The 15,511-nt window shown below is 63.1% G+C and carries 14 protein-coding genes; 11 read left to right on the top strand and 3 right to left on the bottom strand.

What is annotated here, in order from left to right; all coding sequences use genetic code 11:
• Positions 1-44 precede the first annotated feature (44 nt).
• From ABZY89_RS03905 to ABZY89_RS03930, 6 genes are all read left to right on the top strand, one after another.
• Entirely contained in the window at positions 45-467 is a 423-nt protein-coding gene (locus tag ABZY89_RS03905; protein ID WP_355224804.1) for a single-stranded DNA-binding protein, read from the top strand.
• An 8-nt stretch (positions 468-475) separates the two neighbouring features.
• Positions 476-1,054 (top strand): hypothetical protein, encoded by a 579-nt coding sequence (locus tag ABZY89_RS03910; protein WP_355224805.1) that lies wholly within the window; start codon positions 476-478, stop codon positions 1,052-1,054.
• A gap of 75 nt (positions 1,055-1,129) precedes the next feature.
• The gene (locus ABZY89_RS03915; protein ID WP_355224806.1) at positions 1,130-1,483 is read left to right on the top strand and encodes a hypothetical protein; all 354 of its coding nucleotides are present in this window, start codon (positions 1,130-1,132) and stop codon (positions 1,481-1,483) included.
• On the top strand, positions 1,480-2,841 hold the full coding sequence (locus ABZY89_RS03920) for a hypothetical protein (protein ID WP_355224807.1): 1,362 nt from the start codon (positions 1,480-1,482) through the stop codon (positions 2,839-2,841). The genes ABZY89_RS03915 and ABZY89_RS03920 overlap by 4 nt, the downstream gene beginning before the upstream one ends.
• Before the next feature lie 150 nt (positions 2,842-2,991).
• Positions 2,992-4,587 carry an AAA family ATPase gene (locus tag ABZY89_RS03925; RefSeq protein ID WP_355224809.1) on the top strand — a complete coding sequence of 532 codons (1,596 nt, stop codon included), beginning with the start codon at positions 2,992-2,994 and terminating at the stop codon, positions 4,585-4,587.
• Between the two features lie 53 nt (positions 4,588-4,640).
• Entirely contained in the window at positions 4,641-5,657 is a 1,017-nt protein-coding gene (locus ABZY89_RS03930) for a hypothetical protein (protein ID WP_355224810.1), read from the top strand.
• Between the two features lie 34 nt (positions 5,658-5,691).
• Here the strand turns inward: ABZY89_RS03930 and ABZY89_RS03935 are convergent, their stop codons facing one another.
• The 3 genes from ABZY89_RS03935 to ABZY89_RS03945 form a co-directional block, all read right to left on the bottom strand.
• Complete coding sequence (locus ABZY89_RS03935; protein ID WP_355224811.1) at positions 5,692-6,180, bottom strand: hypothetical protein; 489 nt, start codon at positions 6,178-6,180, stop codon at positions 5,692-5,694.
• A gap of 19 nt (positions 6,181-6,199) precedes the next feature.
• Positions 6,200-8,119, bottom strand: coding sequence for a hypothetical protein (locus ABZY89_RS03940; RefSeq protein WP_355224813.1), 1,920 nt, complete (start codon positions 8,117-8,119; stop codon positions 6,200-6,202).
• 597 nt (positions 8,120-8,716) lie between these two features.
• A complete protein-coding gene (locus tag ABZY89_RS03945; protein ID WP_355224815.1) occupies positions 8,717-10,450 on the bottom strand; it encodes a serine/threonine-protein kinase in 1,734 nt (577 codons plus the stop codon).
• Positions 10,451-10,970: 520 nt separating this feature from the next.
• On the opposite strand from ABZY89_RS03945, the gene ABZY89_RS03950 reads away from it, so the two are divergent.
• The 5 genes from ABZY89_RS03950 to ABZY89_RS03970 all read left to right on the top strand — a co-directional run bounded on the left by ABZY89_RS03950 (position 10,971) and on the right by ABZY89_RS03970 (position 15,435).
• Positions 10,971-11,327 (top strand): hypothetical protein, encoded by a 357-nt coding sequence (locus ABZY89_RS03950; RefSeq protein WP_355224817.1) that lies wholly within the window; start codon positions 10,971-10,973, stop codon positions 11,325-11,327.
• A gap of 115 nt (positions 11,328-11,442) precedes the next feature.
• Positions 11,443-11,823, top strand: coding sequence for a RidA family protein (locus tag ABZY89_RS03955; protein WP_355224819.1), 381 nt, complete (start codon positions 11,443-11,445; stop codon positions 11,821-11,823).
• Positions 11,824-12,033: 210 nt separating this feature from the next.
• On the top strand, positions 12,034-13,416 hold the full coding sequence (locus ABZY89_RS03960) for a hypothetical protein (protein WP_355224821.1): 1,383 nt from the start codon (positions 12,034-12,036) through the stop codon (positions 13,414-13,416).
• A gap of 176 nt (positions 13,417-13,592) precedes the next feature.
• The gene (locus tag ABZY89_RS03965; protein ID WP_355224823.1) at positions 13,593-14,171 is read left to right on the top strand and encodes a helix-turn-helix domain-containing protein; all 579 of its coding nucleotides are present in this window, start codon (positions 13,593-13,595) and stop codon (positions 14,169-14,171) included.
• Between the two features lie 37 nt (positions 14,172-14,208).
• Positions 14,209-15,435, top strand: coding sequence for a tyrosine-type recombinase/integrase (locus tag ABZY89_RS03970; RefSeq protein WP_355224824.1), 1,227 nt, complete (start codon positions 14,209-14,211; stop codon positions 15,433-15,435).
• Positions 15,436-15,511: the final 76 nt, after the last annotated feature.

Here is a 15,511-nt window from a genome sequence, read left to right on the forward strand (position 1 = left end):
GAGCGACGCCGAGCAAGCGGTGTCGTGCGATCGGGAGGCACCTCATGTCGATCCCCACCCAGCTCAGCCTGCACGGCTACATCGCGACCATCCCCGAGCTGACGAAGGCCCGCGACGGCAGCCCACGGTTCCACGCCTGGTTCGGCGTGGAGCAGTTCCGGAAAGAACCCGACGGTTCCTTCACCAAACTCGACCCGGTCCATGGTGACCTCGTCGTCTACGACACCGCGGCCAAGCGCGCCGTCGAGCAGTTCCGCGTCGGAGACTCCTTCGTCGCAGCCGGCTACATCAACGAGTACGAGATCGACCGCGACGATCAGCAGATCCCACGCCAGGAGTTCGTAGCTCGCAGAATCGGCCACGATCTCGCCCGGACCCGCTACGAGGTCCTTCGCGGAAGCCCGGCGGCCGCCGAGACCACATCCGGCGCCGCGAGCGAGTCGATCACCCCCGCTGTCGGGCTCTGAGGCCAACGATGGGCACGACCTACGAAGGCGGCGGCGGTGACGAGATCCTCCGGCCGATCAACTGGAACCTGCTTACCGCCGAAGAGGCCGAGAGCGAGTGGCTCGATTTGAATGCATGGGTCGGCTGGCTCCGATTCGCCTACGGTCTCCAACCCGCCACCATCCCGCCCCTGTGGCACCGGCACGACGAGCTCGTCTGGGAACTCTCCGCACTGCACACCGCCTGGCTCAGCGCCTACGACCCCGAGGCACCGCCCGGTGCCCCGCTCGCATGGCATCGCGAGTTCGTCGATGCCCGACATCGTCTACGCGACTGGGTTAGCACCTGCGGCACCAAGCTCGACCGCGACCGACCGACCAGGCAGGCAACCTGGCCCGGCGAACCCCCGGCAGCCGCCCCTGTCGAGCGGGCGATCGAGAACCGGGACATCGACTTCAAGGAGTTCGTACGCAACGACCTCGCCACGCGCCGTCGACTCGAGGACGAAGTCGCCCACGAGCGCGCCCGCGACCTCGTGGACCGTCTCGGCGGGGCTGGTGAGCCCTCCTTGTGGCGTTTCGGGTCGCAGTTGTCCACAGACACCTGAACCCGCCGGGCCATCCGCAGCGGGTGCTGTGAGCGTCGAAAGACAGCCGTCACTCACTCTGAAGGAGTCCGAATCATGCTTCTCGCCCACGCCGTCGCTATCGCCGAGGCGCGCACCTACATCGCCGCACTCGCTGACACCGCGACTAGCGTCCTCAGCTCAGTCGCCTACGACCGCGCCTTGATCTACCTGGACTCGGTCCACGGGGACCAGGTCCCAGCGCTCACCGGCATCCCCTTCGGGCACCCGGCGACGCTGTATCAGCTGGCGCAGCAGTCAGTCACCGATCTCGGAGCGTACGGCCTCGACCCGGTGCACATCGAGCTCATGCTTGCCTATCTCTCTGACGCGTGGGCGCTCGACCACAGCACTCTCGAGCACGGGGCACTGGTGCTGCCGTCCTGGATCGACCCGATGGACCCGTCGTGACCTACGGCGAGAGCGGTGGCACCATCCGCGCCGGACTGACCACACTGCTGCACCAGCACCGCACCCAGCAGCGGCTCAGCAACAACCCCGGCCGATCCACAAGCCACACCCTCGAGCAGCGCAAGACGTACGGCACACAGATTCGGCGCTACCGACAAGGCCTCCTGGTCTGGTGCCACCAAGCAACGGTCGCCGCCGACCCCTACCTCGGCGCCAACGAGTTCTTCGACCACCACAACCGAAGAAAGGCCGACGGACCCTACGACCTCCTCCGCAAGGGCCTCGAACGAGCCATCGACACCTCAACGGCACCGCTTCCGCCACTGGAAGAACTGAGCAGACCCCACGAGATCGAGCTCGTCGAGTCCTGGCGACAGATCGCCGCAGCAGCAGCCATCGGCGAGCACGACTTCCACGCCGGCGCCGGCCACGGCATGCTCAGCGCCGCCCAATGTCACACCGTGATGAAAGACGTCGCGGCAGTCGTCCAAGCCCTGGTCATCCTCGACCACCGCTACGCCCCCACACCCGGCTGGGAGAAACTCCGCAATGCCGGCCAACTCGGATGGAGCGCCCTCGCCACCGGACTCGAAGCCAGCATCGGCACACCCGATTACACCGTCGACCACCGCGGCTGGCGTCCGCCGCTGAGGTTCATCCGCGGCCCCGCCCGCCCCGGCCTCCTCGGCGTCCTCCAAGCCGAGCAGAACCTCCTCGTACGCCTCAGCTCATCAACCGCGCCGATCAACCTCCGCCTCGCCGCGTCATCCCAGATGGTCATATCCGCAACCCTCGCCGCCCGGACCACCAACTCCGACCTCCAGCATCAGTGGCACACCCGAGCGGAGACATACAAACTGATCGGGCACGCCCTCCGCGACGTGCACCCAGGACACGCCCAGCACGGCGCTCAAGCAGCCCAAGAGGCCAACAACCTCATCGCCCGGACCGCCACCCTGCCTGCCGATGCAACACCCGACGAAAGGATGCTCGCCGCCTTCGACAAACGATTCACCGCCCTCGACGCCCGCTTCGCCGACCTCATCGAGAACGGATTCCGCAACAACATCATCCTCAGACGTACGAAACTCCCCCGCATCGACACCGACAGCCCTGCACTGGTCAAACCAGTACGCGGGCGCCTCGCCCCCATCGTGAAGGCCAACGACTCCGACCTCCTCACCATCGCCAGCACCCGCCTGCGCCCCCGACTCGGGTCGTCTGCACCGCCGCCCCGAGCCGCCGATAGCCGCGCCAGCCTCTATGTCGCACTCGTCACAGAGGCACCGTCAGCCATCGTTTGGCGACGACTGACACCGGACGCGGGGAGCACCGAAGGTCGTCGACCTTCGCTCTGAATACCGCCCGACCGAAGATGGGGCAGACCGCGTCAGTTCGCCCAGAATGACTCTCCTTGCAAGATGCCCTGCATTGGAGGCGCCAAATGGACAAACTCGCGACTGACAGTCCATCTACGTGGTGCTCAACCATGGGATAATCAACGCATCATGATTGAGAAGATCATCATCAGGGGCTACCGGAAGTTCGCTGACATTGAGATCAAGCCGCGCCCGAAGATGAACATCGTTGTCGGTGACAACGAGACCGGAAAGTCGACGCTGCTCGAAGCGATTTGTCTCGCACTCACGGGCAAGGTCAACGGCAAGTGGGCGATCGAGGAACTGAATCCGTTCTGGTTCCACGTCGCCAACGTCGCGGACTACTTCAAAAAGTTCGGGACCCCCGATCAAGTTGCGCCGCCAGAGATCGAGATTGAGCTCTTCCTGGCCTCGACCGATGCAGACGCCCAGCGCATGCGCGGTGTTCACAACTCGCTCGCCCAGGACTGCCCGGGCGTCCGCATGCACATCAAGCCATCCGACGATTACGCCGTCGAGTTCGCTGAGTACATGAAGGGCGATCACCCCGACGTCTTACCGACCGAGTTCTACGACGTTGAATGGCGTGACTTCAACGACCAGCAGATCCGCCGGCGGCCAGCAGTGTTGGGCCTGTCGTTTATCGACTCGCGAACCATCCGCTCGGCAGCCGGAGTTGACTACCACACGCGTCAGATCCTGAGTTCGTTTCTTGACGAGAAGGAGCGCGCAGCCATCGCTGTTGCTCACCGCAAGGCGCGCCACCAGATGACCGTTGAGGCGCTTTCATCAGTCAACGAGCAGATGGCCGAAGACAGTTCCGATCTTCATGACAACGTGATCGGGTTGGCGATGGATCAGTCAGCGAGAGCATCGTGGGAAACAGGCGTGGTTCCGCAGGTCACCGACATCCCCTTCGCCATGATTGGGCAGGGCCAGCAGGCCGCAATCAAGGTGGCGCTGGCGATGCGGCGTCGCGCTGAGTCGGCAAGATTCGTGCTGATTGAAGAGCCAGAAACTCATTTGTCGTACAGCGGGCTGCGTCGATTGATTTCCAGAATCGAGAGCCTCGCGGGCGATGCGCAGCAGGTATTCGTCACGACCCACAGTTCGTACGTACTCAACCGGCTGGGCATTGACAACCTCCTGTTTCTGAGCGCGACTGGAGCTGCTCGCATCGCCGACCTGAGTGAAGGCACCGTCGCCTACTTCAAGCACATGTCTGGCTACGACACTCTGCGCCTAGTTCTTGCGAGTCGGTTGGTGCTCGTTGAGGGCGCGTCAGATGAGATGGTCTTCGAGCGCGCTTTCCGAGACGTGACTTGTCAAACGACGGCCGAGGTAGGCATCGATGTCATCGCCATGGGCGGCATCACCTTCGCTAGGGCGCTTGAGCTCTGCACCAAACTGGATCGACCGGTTGTCGCGCTGCAGGACAACGACGGCAACACGGTTGAGGCGATCCTCGAGGGGTTACAAACGTACCTGTCCGACGACCGCAAGATGTGCATCGGTGACAAGGCGCTCGGGCACACCCTCGAACCGCAGCTCATCACCGCCAACTCCGCGCCAATGATGAAGATCGTCCTCAAGCTCCGTCAACAGGACAACCCGGAGACGTGGATGCCCAACCACAAGACGGAATCAGCACTTCGGATCCTTGAGTCCGACCAGACCATCGCGTTTCCGCCGTACATCCTCGAAGCTGTCGAGCTGGCACGTTGAACCATCTTCTACTCGCGGTCGCTGGGGGACGGAAGACGCAGTCAATTATTGAGGTGTGCGCTGGTGCTCCTGCCGAGCGCAAGATCCTCGTACTCGGGTACACGCGCGCCAGTCAGGACGAACTCGAGCAGCGAATCAAGGCGGCCGCACCCTTCAAGCGAAGTATCGAGGTCTGCGGTTGGTACACTTTCCTGCTGCATCACATCGTCCGTCCCTATCTGCCGATGCTATATGCGGGGCACCGTCTCGCCGGGTTCAACTTCGATGGGGAGCCGGTGCGCGGCCGTTACGCAACGGGCGCCTCGCGGTTTCTCGATTCGGAAGACCGCGCGTTCAAGCTGCACCTGTCGAAGCTGGCCTACGACGTTATGACGGCCAGCCAGGGCGCGGTGATCGACCGCCTGCAACATATTTATGACGAGATTCGGATCGACGAGGTGCAAGACCTCGGCGGCTACGACCTCGACATCATGTCGGCACTCTTCTCCTCGACCATCGACCTACATCTAGTTGGCGACATGCGCCAGGCGCTTCTCTCGACCAACACACGCGACCCGCGGTTGAAAAAGTACCGCTACGGCGAGTTGATCCACTGGTTCCGACTTCAAGAGAAGAACCAGTACCTCACGATCGAAGAACGCCCGCAGACCTACCGATCGAACCAGACGATCGCGAACTTCTCAGACACGATCTTCGCAGCGACCAACCAGTACAGCCCGACGGTGTCCGCGTCAAGAGAGTCCTCTCATCACGAAGGGCTGTTCGCCGTGTCACCGCAACAGCTCGCCGCCTACCTTGAGGACTTCAACCCACTCTGTCTCCGACATGGAGCGAACTCCGGCACGGCGTATGACCTGCCTTACGTAACGTTTGGCAACGCCAAGGGGCGGACGGCGGACCATGTGCTGATCTGCCCCACGGCTGGCATCACGGAGTTTCTGGCGACGGGCAAGCCTCTTGACGGTCGCCCTGCGTGTGCCCTCTACATCGCCGTCACGCGGGCGAAGCACAGCGTTGCCTTCATCATTGATGAGGAAGCGCCAAGTGTGTTGACGGCTTGGAGTCCGTGACTTCGACGTGCCATCCCGCTCAAGATCCCTGTCTCTAGTCGCCAAGTCGCGGTTGGCGCCGGACGTACGTGTCGCGTGGAGGGCGATCCTCGAGCCAGGGATAGTCGCTCGCACGGCGTTCCGCGAGTCGCTCGTCAACCGACATTGGCTCCAGGCCAAGTTCCGTTCTCATGGCGTTGCGCAGTACTTCAACGAGGTCTCTCGTCTGAAACCACATCGGGTAGTAGTCGTTGAACTGGCTGCGCAATTCGACGGGCGCGGTCACTTCAATGAGCGCCGTGGACACCCGGTCGGCCAGGTCGACGACCGAGGGAGTGGCGAGCAACTCGACTTCGCCGAGCGCTGCCTGCAGTTCCGTCTCCCACTGGTGGATGTAGTCGTATAAGCGCTCTCGCCGGACTTCATCGTCCTCAGGGCTCTCATCTTCGCCGTGTCCGGGCAAGAACACTGCCGCGGAGTCGATCTCTCGAAGCATCGTCTCGGCCAGTCCCAGGAACTGCGCGAATGCGGTTCGACGATCCACTAGCCAGCGGCGCTCATCCTCAGCCTCGATCCGCCGCTGCTCGGTCCCCCGGCTCAACCAACCGGTTAGAAGGGCACCGCCGAGACCGCCCGCGAGCGTAAAGCCACCCACGAGGAGCGCCGTCGTGGTTTCCGGCTCCATGTGTGTGAGCGTATCCGCCTGCGAATCCATCAGTCGAGCGGGCGGCCACGACCTCCACGCATAGGGAGGCAAAATCCGGCGCTCTGCCGCGAGCGGGCCTCTCCCCCAGGTCGATGTTGATCGGACCGCCCTCTAGGAACTCGCTTTCCTGCTGCACTAGCGCTGGGACGCCAGGCATACACTCGACCGCGTGTGCGAGTGCAGCGCGAGCCTCGACGACGGAACCGTCCGACGACAGGGCACGAGTTGTCTCGATCCATAAGAGTGCGTCGATCGCTGGACGGATCGGTTGAGGCTTTCTCCGTTGAAGGTCGTCGTGACGGTCCTCTGCAAGTTCGCACCATTCGTCCACCGACCACGGTGGCTGCTGACCCATGACCGCGGCGACGGTCAGAGATTCCAGCGACGGCCCGCTCAGCTCCTTGAAGGCGGCGTCCATCCACGTCTCGGAGTCGGGTCGATGCAGGTCCGGGTGGGTCAAGAGGTGCCACAGAAGGTAGCTAGCGAGCATCGCCCGCCGCTGGGCTTCGTCCATCGGCCCGTTCAGAAGTACCTCAATCCGTACAAGAACCGGACGCATGTCCGCCGAGAGCTGCTCCTCCCGCTTCGAGAGCACCTCGATGAAAATGGACGCGACCTCATCAAGACGCTGTTGAGCCGTTGATGCAGTCATGTTCTCGGGTCGCCACATGTAGTACTGAGGCGCGAGCTGCATCCGGACCACGTTCGGCAGATTCTCGCGGTAGTTGTAGGACTTGTCGACTTGGGTCGGACCTTGGCTGACGAAACTCCGAACCACGTAGATGCAAACCCGATGGAGACCCTCGTGGGTCAGCATGAGGTCACCGCCAGCGGGGCTGATCGTGTGCGCGCCGTCCGACATGATCCATGCCTCGCGCACAAGCTCCTTGAGGCCATGCACACTGTCTGAGCGGACCTGGTACGCACGCCCAAGCGCACGCCGGAGCGACGTGGGACGGATCGGATGAACGTACGGCGGCAACTGCTCGCGATAGAAGTCCGGCGTGAGGTGGTGCCTGACGAATTCAACGAAACGGTGCTTACTGCCGGCGCGCTCCGCCTCCAAAATCGCTGTCTGGACGCCTGCTGTCTGCTCAGGAGACAGACCCCGCATGGCGCGATCTAGAATCTTGCGCTTCCGTGAATCGAGCCGTTCCCAGTCGAGTCCAGGCGGATCGAAGCCTTCGGACAGCGCCTCGAGCGAAGCCACGTAATCGGTGTAGGCCTGCGTCGGATCCTCGAGGCAGCGACGTGCTGCATTGACGATCCGCTTGATTGCTCGCAACGCCCTCTCGTACTCAGGTCGACTCAGAGCCAGCAGTCGACCGATGAAGGCTCTCGCCTCGTCAATCTCCTCATCGGTGATACTGAGATCCTTGTCGAACATCCGACTGATGAACGCGCCCCGTCGGGCACGAGGACGACGCGACCGCTCACTGATCAGATGCCGGACGCGGGCGTGATCAAGATCGAACACGGCGTTGAAGGCGAACGACAAGATGGCCGCGAGGTCCTCGTAGATCTCTTCCCCACCGGTCGACACCAGGAGCTCATCTGTGCCGTCGGGACGGGTCGCCTCTAGTCGTTCGACCAGCGTCACCCACACGGCCGTGGCAGCGTCGGTCGCCAACGAGGTCTCGGGCGACATCGACCCTGTGCCAATGTCGATTTGATCTCTATCAACCAGTTGGAGGTTGCAGAACATTGGCCGCCGGTGCTCGGTTTCGTGCAGATCAACACCATCTCTGAAGTAGATGCCAGTCGAGACCTGGAGCATGAACCAAGCCTCGCATGCCGGACCGACGACGACACCGAGTCTGCGCCAACTCATCAAGTCTCGTTGTGCGCTGGTCAGTGCCTGCATCCAAGCCCGGCGCATCGCTCCCCCGCCGACTACGCCGGTCTTCGGCGCACCAGCGTCGCTACCTTCCCCGTAAGAAGCAGGTCGCTGGGATCAAGCGACATGCGTAGACCCCGCCATCGCACGCTGAGGCGCGTACAGAAGGCCCCGCAGGCGCACCCCTGCACCCCTGCACGGCTTCGCCCGCCAGCGTCGTCGGACTGGATCACGAGGCCAAACCGACATAGACCGGCATGCCCGACCCGCCCGCTATGGCGCTGACAAACGAAGCCGTGCGGGCCTACTACATGTAGTGCGCGTATCTACCCGATACCGGGTGTGTCGCTGCCCTGATGGCGCAGGCTGTTTCGGGTCAGTGGGACTTTCTGACAGCCCCTCGGTCCGGATGGCGCCACCGCTTGCGGGTCAAGCCCCTGTGGCACCACGGGGGCGGCGGCTCCGCACGGCGACAGCACCGACGGAGCTGAGGAAGGGGTCGGTGGCCGTGTGAAACGGGATCCGCGTTCCGAACCGTCAGAGGATGTCTCGAAGGCCGAGGATTTTGGCGAGGGTACTGCAGACATCGAACTCAGAGGTCAGCGTGAGTTGCGTAATGCCATCAGCGTATACAGCACCTCGGAACAGGCCCATCACGTCGCCTTCGAACACATAGTGCGGCGTTGCCAGTCCGAGGGCATGCTCACGGAAGCGCTGATACTCGCTGGGCGTCCGGAACATGACGGAGAACAAGTGGTCGTCCATCCTTGTGATGGAGACATCCCACGACTCCTTGAGCGCATCCAATACTGGCTCCGCGTCTAGGGCAGGATGGACCTCGGTAAAGAGGCTGGCGTCATCGTCGTTCTCGTCAAACATCTCCGGCCGTCGTCTCCAGTTGATGCGAATGTGGTCTACGACGTGGTCGATGTCCGCAACGGTCGGGACGTACGACGCGAGGTACTTGACCATCCACAGGATGGGAGCGTCGACCAGATTCTCGCCCACCTCGGACACGATCCGGCGAGCCTCTGACAGTATCTCCGCGCAGTGGTAGTCGACGCACGATGCGAAGGTCTTCAGGATGCGCCCGCTCAGGTCGTAATCAGGTGGTAAGGGGTGGTTTGACACCAAAACTTGCGCTTGGCTATACAACTCCCTGTGATTCGGGTCGCCGTCCACGTCGAGCGGGTTGTAGCGATCGCCACGCTTATAGACATTGCTCTCGTAATCAAACTTCCGCTGGCACAAGTCGATCAGCCGCGACTGCACGCACAAGTTTCTCAAGAAGTCATCCGCGTCGTAGCCAAGACGCATGCGCCAATTCCCGTTATACTGCCTGAGCTCGTCGGGCGTCTTCGACGCGATGAGGCTCGCCGCATACCAGATGTCTTCGCCCGACTGCCGGAACAACGAATCGAACTTTTCAGCGTCGCCTGGCGGCGGATCGTCATCCAGCCGGAGCGCCTCCTCGATGTCCTTTATCTCGTCGTTCTTCTTCGCTTCGAAGAACCGGATGTCGGTCAGGACGTCGACAATCGTCGGCCGGTTGCCGGGGCTCTGCGCCAGCATGCGCGCCACGATTGGGTCAAGATAGGACATGAGCGGGTAGGACGCCTCGATGGAGGAGTAACTTGGCCCGGCGGGGATCTCTCGGGTAAAGCACTCGTTGACTATTAAGCCCAGAGCGTAGACGTCAGCTGCCGGTCCCAGGCCACGGGCGTCTTGCCCTCTTCGCTGCTCGGGAGATCGGTAGTCCCTGTTGCCGACCAGGTCGCCCGCTGACGTGAGGGTGGAGTCCACGAAATGAGCAATCCCGAAGTCTGCCAGGGCCGCGGACGCGCCATCGACGAGGACGTTCTCCGGCTTGACGTCCCGGTGCACGATGCCGCGCTCATGCGCGAACCGCAGCGCCTCGCCAATCTGTTGGACGTAGGACAACAGCGTCTTGGAATCCGCTTCCCCTCGGTTGATGACGTCGCGAAGAGTATCCGGGTAGCACGGCATGATGTAGAAGAGTCGGCCCTCGTCTTCGCCTCTTCCGACGACAGGGACGATGTGGTCGTGATGGCAACCCTCTTGGAAAGACGCTTCCCGGTCGAAGCGCTCAATCTTCTTCCGGTCGGCTGTGGGTCTGAGTACCTTGATGGCCCAGCATTTCGCTTCAGCGTCAGCCAGCCACACGTCACCCGAGCCGCCGCCGCCAACGGTCGTCCGCAGTTCATAGTCAACGCCGTCGCATGTCAGCCGATTCCCCTTCTTCAGAGACAACTCCCACCCCTCTCCAATCGGGCGACCTCGGGCGACCCAAGGCCACGATGCTCCATCCAGTCATCATGGGCACAACCAAGCCACCTCGAACAATGACCCCACCGTCCCTTCAAAGGACATGTGGGCGAAGTACGGAGTGTCGAGCCTGCGCTGACCGTCCAAAGTTGCCCTCGGCCGGACACGGTCAGGACGCTGGACGACAGCAAGCTGGCATTGCCGATGAGCCTATCGAAGGAAGTCATGGACCGTCGTACGCCGCCCAGTAGGTCGGCCAACTGCTCCCCGAACGATTCGCCGTCTTCAACCAAGTCAGTGACCTTCCGGCCAAATCAACACGACGACCGCAAACGGACGTGCATGATCATCCCCCGCCCGGCGTGAGGAGGCAACTGCTCACGATCAGCGGCATAGCGCCGCCACACCTGCCGCCCGTATGCGTCTTATCGCCGCCAAGGGGTCGGATCACGCTGGCCGAGAGAAACAGGTGGGCTGATCGGTCGCGACCGCCTAGCGTTGCGGGGTGATCGAGTACGGCAGAAGGACACGACGACTTCCAGCTCCGCCGCGGGTCGTCTGGGCTGACTTGGCCAATCCCAAGCGCAACGGCACTCGCACCTGGCTCGCGCTCCTGTCCGATGAGGTTGAGCCCGACGTATTCGACCCTGACCCACCGAAGCGTCTCGCATGGTCCTCACTCTGGCCGAGCCGACCCGACGACAATGTCGTGTTCGAACTCGTAGACCGCCACGGCGAGACAGCGCTGACATTCATCCTTCTCAGTGCCGGCGACCCGCCCGATGACAGCAAGACCGGGCACATCCGCAAGAGGATGAACCAGCTTCTGTTCGCCGAGTTGCGTTACTCATACGGCCAATGAGCCCTGGCTGCCTCCGGCGCGTCGTATCGCCGCCTATCGGGTAAGAACACGGCAACGCGAAAAACACCTCCCCGGGGATCTTGTTTGATGGGACGATCAAAGCAGGAGGTCTGAGATGCCACGTCAGATCATCACGACGCCAAACGCACCGAGCTCGCCGCTCTTCAGCCAGGGAGTGAAAACCGGCTCCCAGGTGTTCATCTCGGGAACCACCGGTATCGACCCGAGCACCGGTCGCATGGCCGGCGACAGCATCCAGGCCCAGACCCGCCAGGCGCTGGCGAACTGCGAGGCCATCTTGCGAGAGACCGGCGCGACCCTCGATGACGTCGTCGAGGTAGGCGTGCTGCTCACTGACCCGGATGACTTCGCCGGCATGAACGAGGAATACGCCCACTGGTTCCCCGTCGATCCGCCCACCCGCTACGCCGCCAAGCTAGGAGCCGAGATACCAGGACTGCTCGTCTCGATTCGCATGACGGCATTCCTTGCCTGACCGCCAGATCCATGGTTGATCGACGCCCTGCGCCTCAGGTCTGGCACTGCGTCACACCGCCGCCAAGGCCGCGCCTTTCTGCCGCCGAAAACCGACGAGGCCACACCTGAGGGCCGTCGCTGAAGATCAGTGACGTTGAGAACGACCTCGATCAGCAACACCCTCGGAAAACTAGGAGTTCGGCAAGGCTCAGGCCACTACGGTGGTTCTGTGCCGTTTCCCCTGCTCAGCGAGCCGACGCGATACGCCGGCGACAGGGGGAGCCCTTTCGCTGGTGACGGACCCTTGCGGGTCCTGCTCGACCTTCCTGCCGACCTGCGCCAACTGGAAGCCGGACCTTGGGAGGGTCCGATAGCGCCCACGCCCGAGCACCTCCTCTGGTCCCTATGTCAGGGGTCGACCGACATCGAGCTGACCTGGCTCGCCGATCCCGGAGAGACCGGTGCCGGAGCAGTCCACTTCCAGGAGCCGCACCTGCCGAGCGACCACTGGCCGTTCAGGATCGAGCGCAACGGCGGCGAGACGTTGGGCGCCGTCTCAATGTATCGCCAACTTGTCCGGGCAGCTGACGACGATCCACTGAGGGCACTGGACAGTTACGCGAAGGCCGCCCTGTCCCGCGACCTCCGCGCCCACGTCACCGTCACCAAAGATCTGGACCTGCTCAACCTCACAGGCTTCTACGCCCGCAACATCAACCCGATGACCGCGGTCGACGCGCTTGCGGTAGTAGGGCTCTACCTGCGCAAGGACGACCCATTTCTAGGCGCCTGGGCACCGAAAGGTGGCTTGAACCTCGATCACCACCTCACGGCCTGGGTCGCCGTCCGCTCTCAACTTCCCAGCGGGTGGAGATGGGGCAGCGCCCTTGTCGATCACAGCACCGCCACTGATGACGACTACGCCACCCTCCTCTTTGGGTCGTTCTTCGAACGCCTGGTAAGGATGCTCAATCATCGAGACGACATCCACCGCGCCGCCGACAACCAGACGGGTCTCGACGCCACCGAGGCGCTCGACACGTTCATGTTCAACGTCGTCGGAGCGTTCGACGCCGCAGCCATCGCGGCCCACATGGGCGCCGGCCGCCAGTTCGCAGACCGCAGAAGGGCTGGATGGCAATCGAAGGATTGGCGAAAGGAACTCGGTGTGCAGCACCTGTACGAGATGTTCCAAAAGAACAAGCCCGCTGACGACCTCTTCGCCGTCTGCCGGCTCCTCCGCAACACCGTCCACGGCGCTGGCCTCAGTTCGATGGTGGTGTCCAGCATGTCCAGCAGGAAAACCCTCGTACGGCTTCCGCACGCCGAGGCCGCCGAGATCGTCGACCGCCTGGACCACCTTGCGCCAGTCCACACCTGGGGCATCGACGAATTGCACCGCGGACACCTCTACATCGACCCATCTCGGCTCGTCGAAGGACTCATGCCACACATCTTTTCGACGCTTGACGAAGTTCTCGCGCACACGCCACTCGAAGGCCTGACCGGTACCGGCGTTGTTCGCGAAGACATACCCGTCGACGGATTCTTCGACATCAGCACACGCACACGGACGTGCCTGTTGACCGGGCTCAATCCGCCGTCGGACTGAGTCAGATCAGCCAGCTCCACAGCGCCCCGATCCGCTCGACTCCTCTGCCATGCCGCCGCTGAGCGGACCGCCTCCCAACGTGACAGCGACGCGCACGGCCTGCTGCGATCGTTCCTCTCCCCGGTCCTGCGTCGCTCCGCCACGACAGTGGCCAGCGTCCTCCCGTCGCGTCGCGGATGCTTGCTGAATCCGGACTCGCTGACTCGGACGCAGCACGCGCGCCAGATGAGGACGGCCCGCCGAAGTATGACGATGTCGACATCATCCGGCCACAGCAGTTAACCGCTGGTGAGAACGACGTGAGCACACTCGCCTGCACCTACGCGCCGACGCCCGCTCGAAGGTCGATGGGCGTCACCGCGCACCTGACCCATATGCCCAACCCCAAGACGATCAATATCTCTCAACGCGTGCCGCGGGTCCAGGAGAGCGCGTCGGAGGAGATGGCCTCCGACCCGTTCTTCAACACGGAAGACGCCTCCGGCTATCTCGGCGTTCCTAAGGCCACGTTGCTGACGTGGCGCGTTCGCCGGCCCGGTTACGGACCGCGCGCGGTCAAGGCTGGCGGCCGGCTCAAGTACCGACTCTCCGAGCTCGACCGATGGCTGCGGGCCCATCAGGAGTCCTTCCCAGAGGACGAGGACATCGACAACGAACCCCCGCCTCAGCCTCAGACGTCAGTCCGTAACCGCCGCCGCACCAGTCGCGTGCGAGGGGCTGCCCTGCGGGCAACTAGCCCCGACGAGGTCGCCTGAGGTCGAAAGGAAAGGCAGAATGGCAAGACAACGACTGATGGTCGGCACCTACGGCGAGATCAGTTGCTTCCAGTTGAAGAACGGGTCGTGGCAGGCGCGCGCCCGATTCTGCGACGTCGATGGTGTCGTGCGTCAGTACCGCAAGAACGGTGAGACAAAGAACAAGGCGAGGGCCAACCTCAAGGCGTTCTTCGTCGAGCACACCGGCACTTTCGGCGACGGCGCGCTCGCGCCCGACGACACCGTTCAGAATCTTCTCGATCTCTGGTTCCAGAAGATGGAGCAGGCGGACGGCGGCCCCAGCACGGAGACCTTGGGCTACTACCGTTCCCATGTCCGCTGGATCCTGGACAGCGACAAGACCGATCAGCCGCTCGGCGCGTACCAACTCCGGCACGTACGGCCGGTGATCATCCAGGCTGCACTGGACAGCTCGGGAGTCTCGGCCGACATGCGCAAGCGCATTCGCAGCGTCCTCGTGCGCGCCTTCGACATGGCAATCTTCCACGAGGCGATCAACGGCAATCCAGCTACGGCTGTCCCGTCGGTCCCGGTGCCGCGGCACAAGAAGAAAGCCGTTCCCGTAGAGGATCTTGATGCCGTGCGTCTGGCCATCCGCGAGTGGGCCAATGCCGACAAGCGGAACGGACCCAAGAGCGTCGACCTGCCTGACATCGTCGAGATGCTTGTCGCCACCGGCATGCGCATCGGGGAACTGCTGGCATTGCGTTGGTCCGACATTGAGCTGGCCGCCCCACCTCAGCGTCGCGACGACGAGGGCTGGTTCCCGTGGCTGATGGTCAACGGCCAGATCACCTCGAAGGGCAAGCGAGTCGACTACGGCAAGACCGACGCGGCGATCCGCCCGATCGCGCTCCCCGACTGGGCGGCGGCGCTGCTGCGGCGTCGGAAGGTTGCCCAGACTCCCAATGACCTCGACGCAGTGTTCATCACTCGGAACGGCACCTGGCACTACCCCACCAACATCCAGGGCCGCCTGCGCCACATTCGTCTGCTCGACGACTACGCCGACCTCACGGTCCTCCAAGGCGTCACGCCCCACTCCTTCCGACGCACCGTAGCGACGCAGATCGACGAGATCTACGACGCCGAGGCCGCGATGAACCAGCTCGGCCACACCTCCAAGACGGTAACTGAGCGGCACTACATCAATCGCAAACTTGTCGTGCCCGATTACCGTTCAGCTACCGAGCGCCTCGCACCGGGCTCCGAGACAAACGGCGGCCCAGCGGTCGGGCTCTGAGAGCCCTCGGGGACCACGAACGACTCACCCCCCCATCCCGTAGACGCGCTCAGCGTCCGTCTACGGGATGTTCTGC

The organism is Nocardioides sp. NPDC006303 (assembly GCF_040613175.1).
Lineage (GTDB): Bacteria > Actinomycetota > Actinomycetes > Propionibacteriales > Nocardioidaceae > Nocardioides.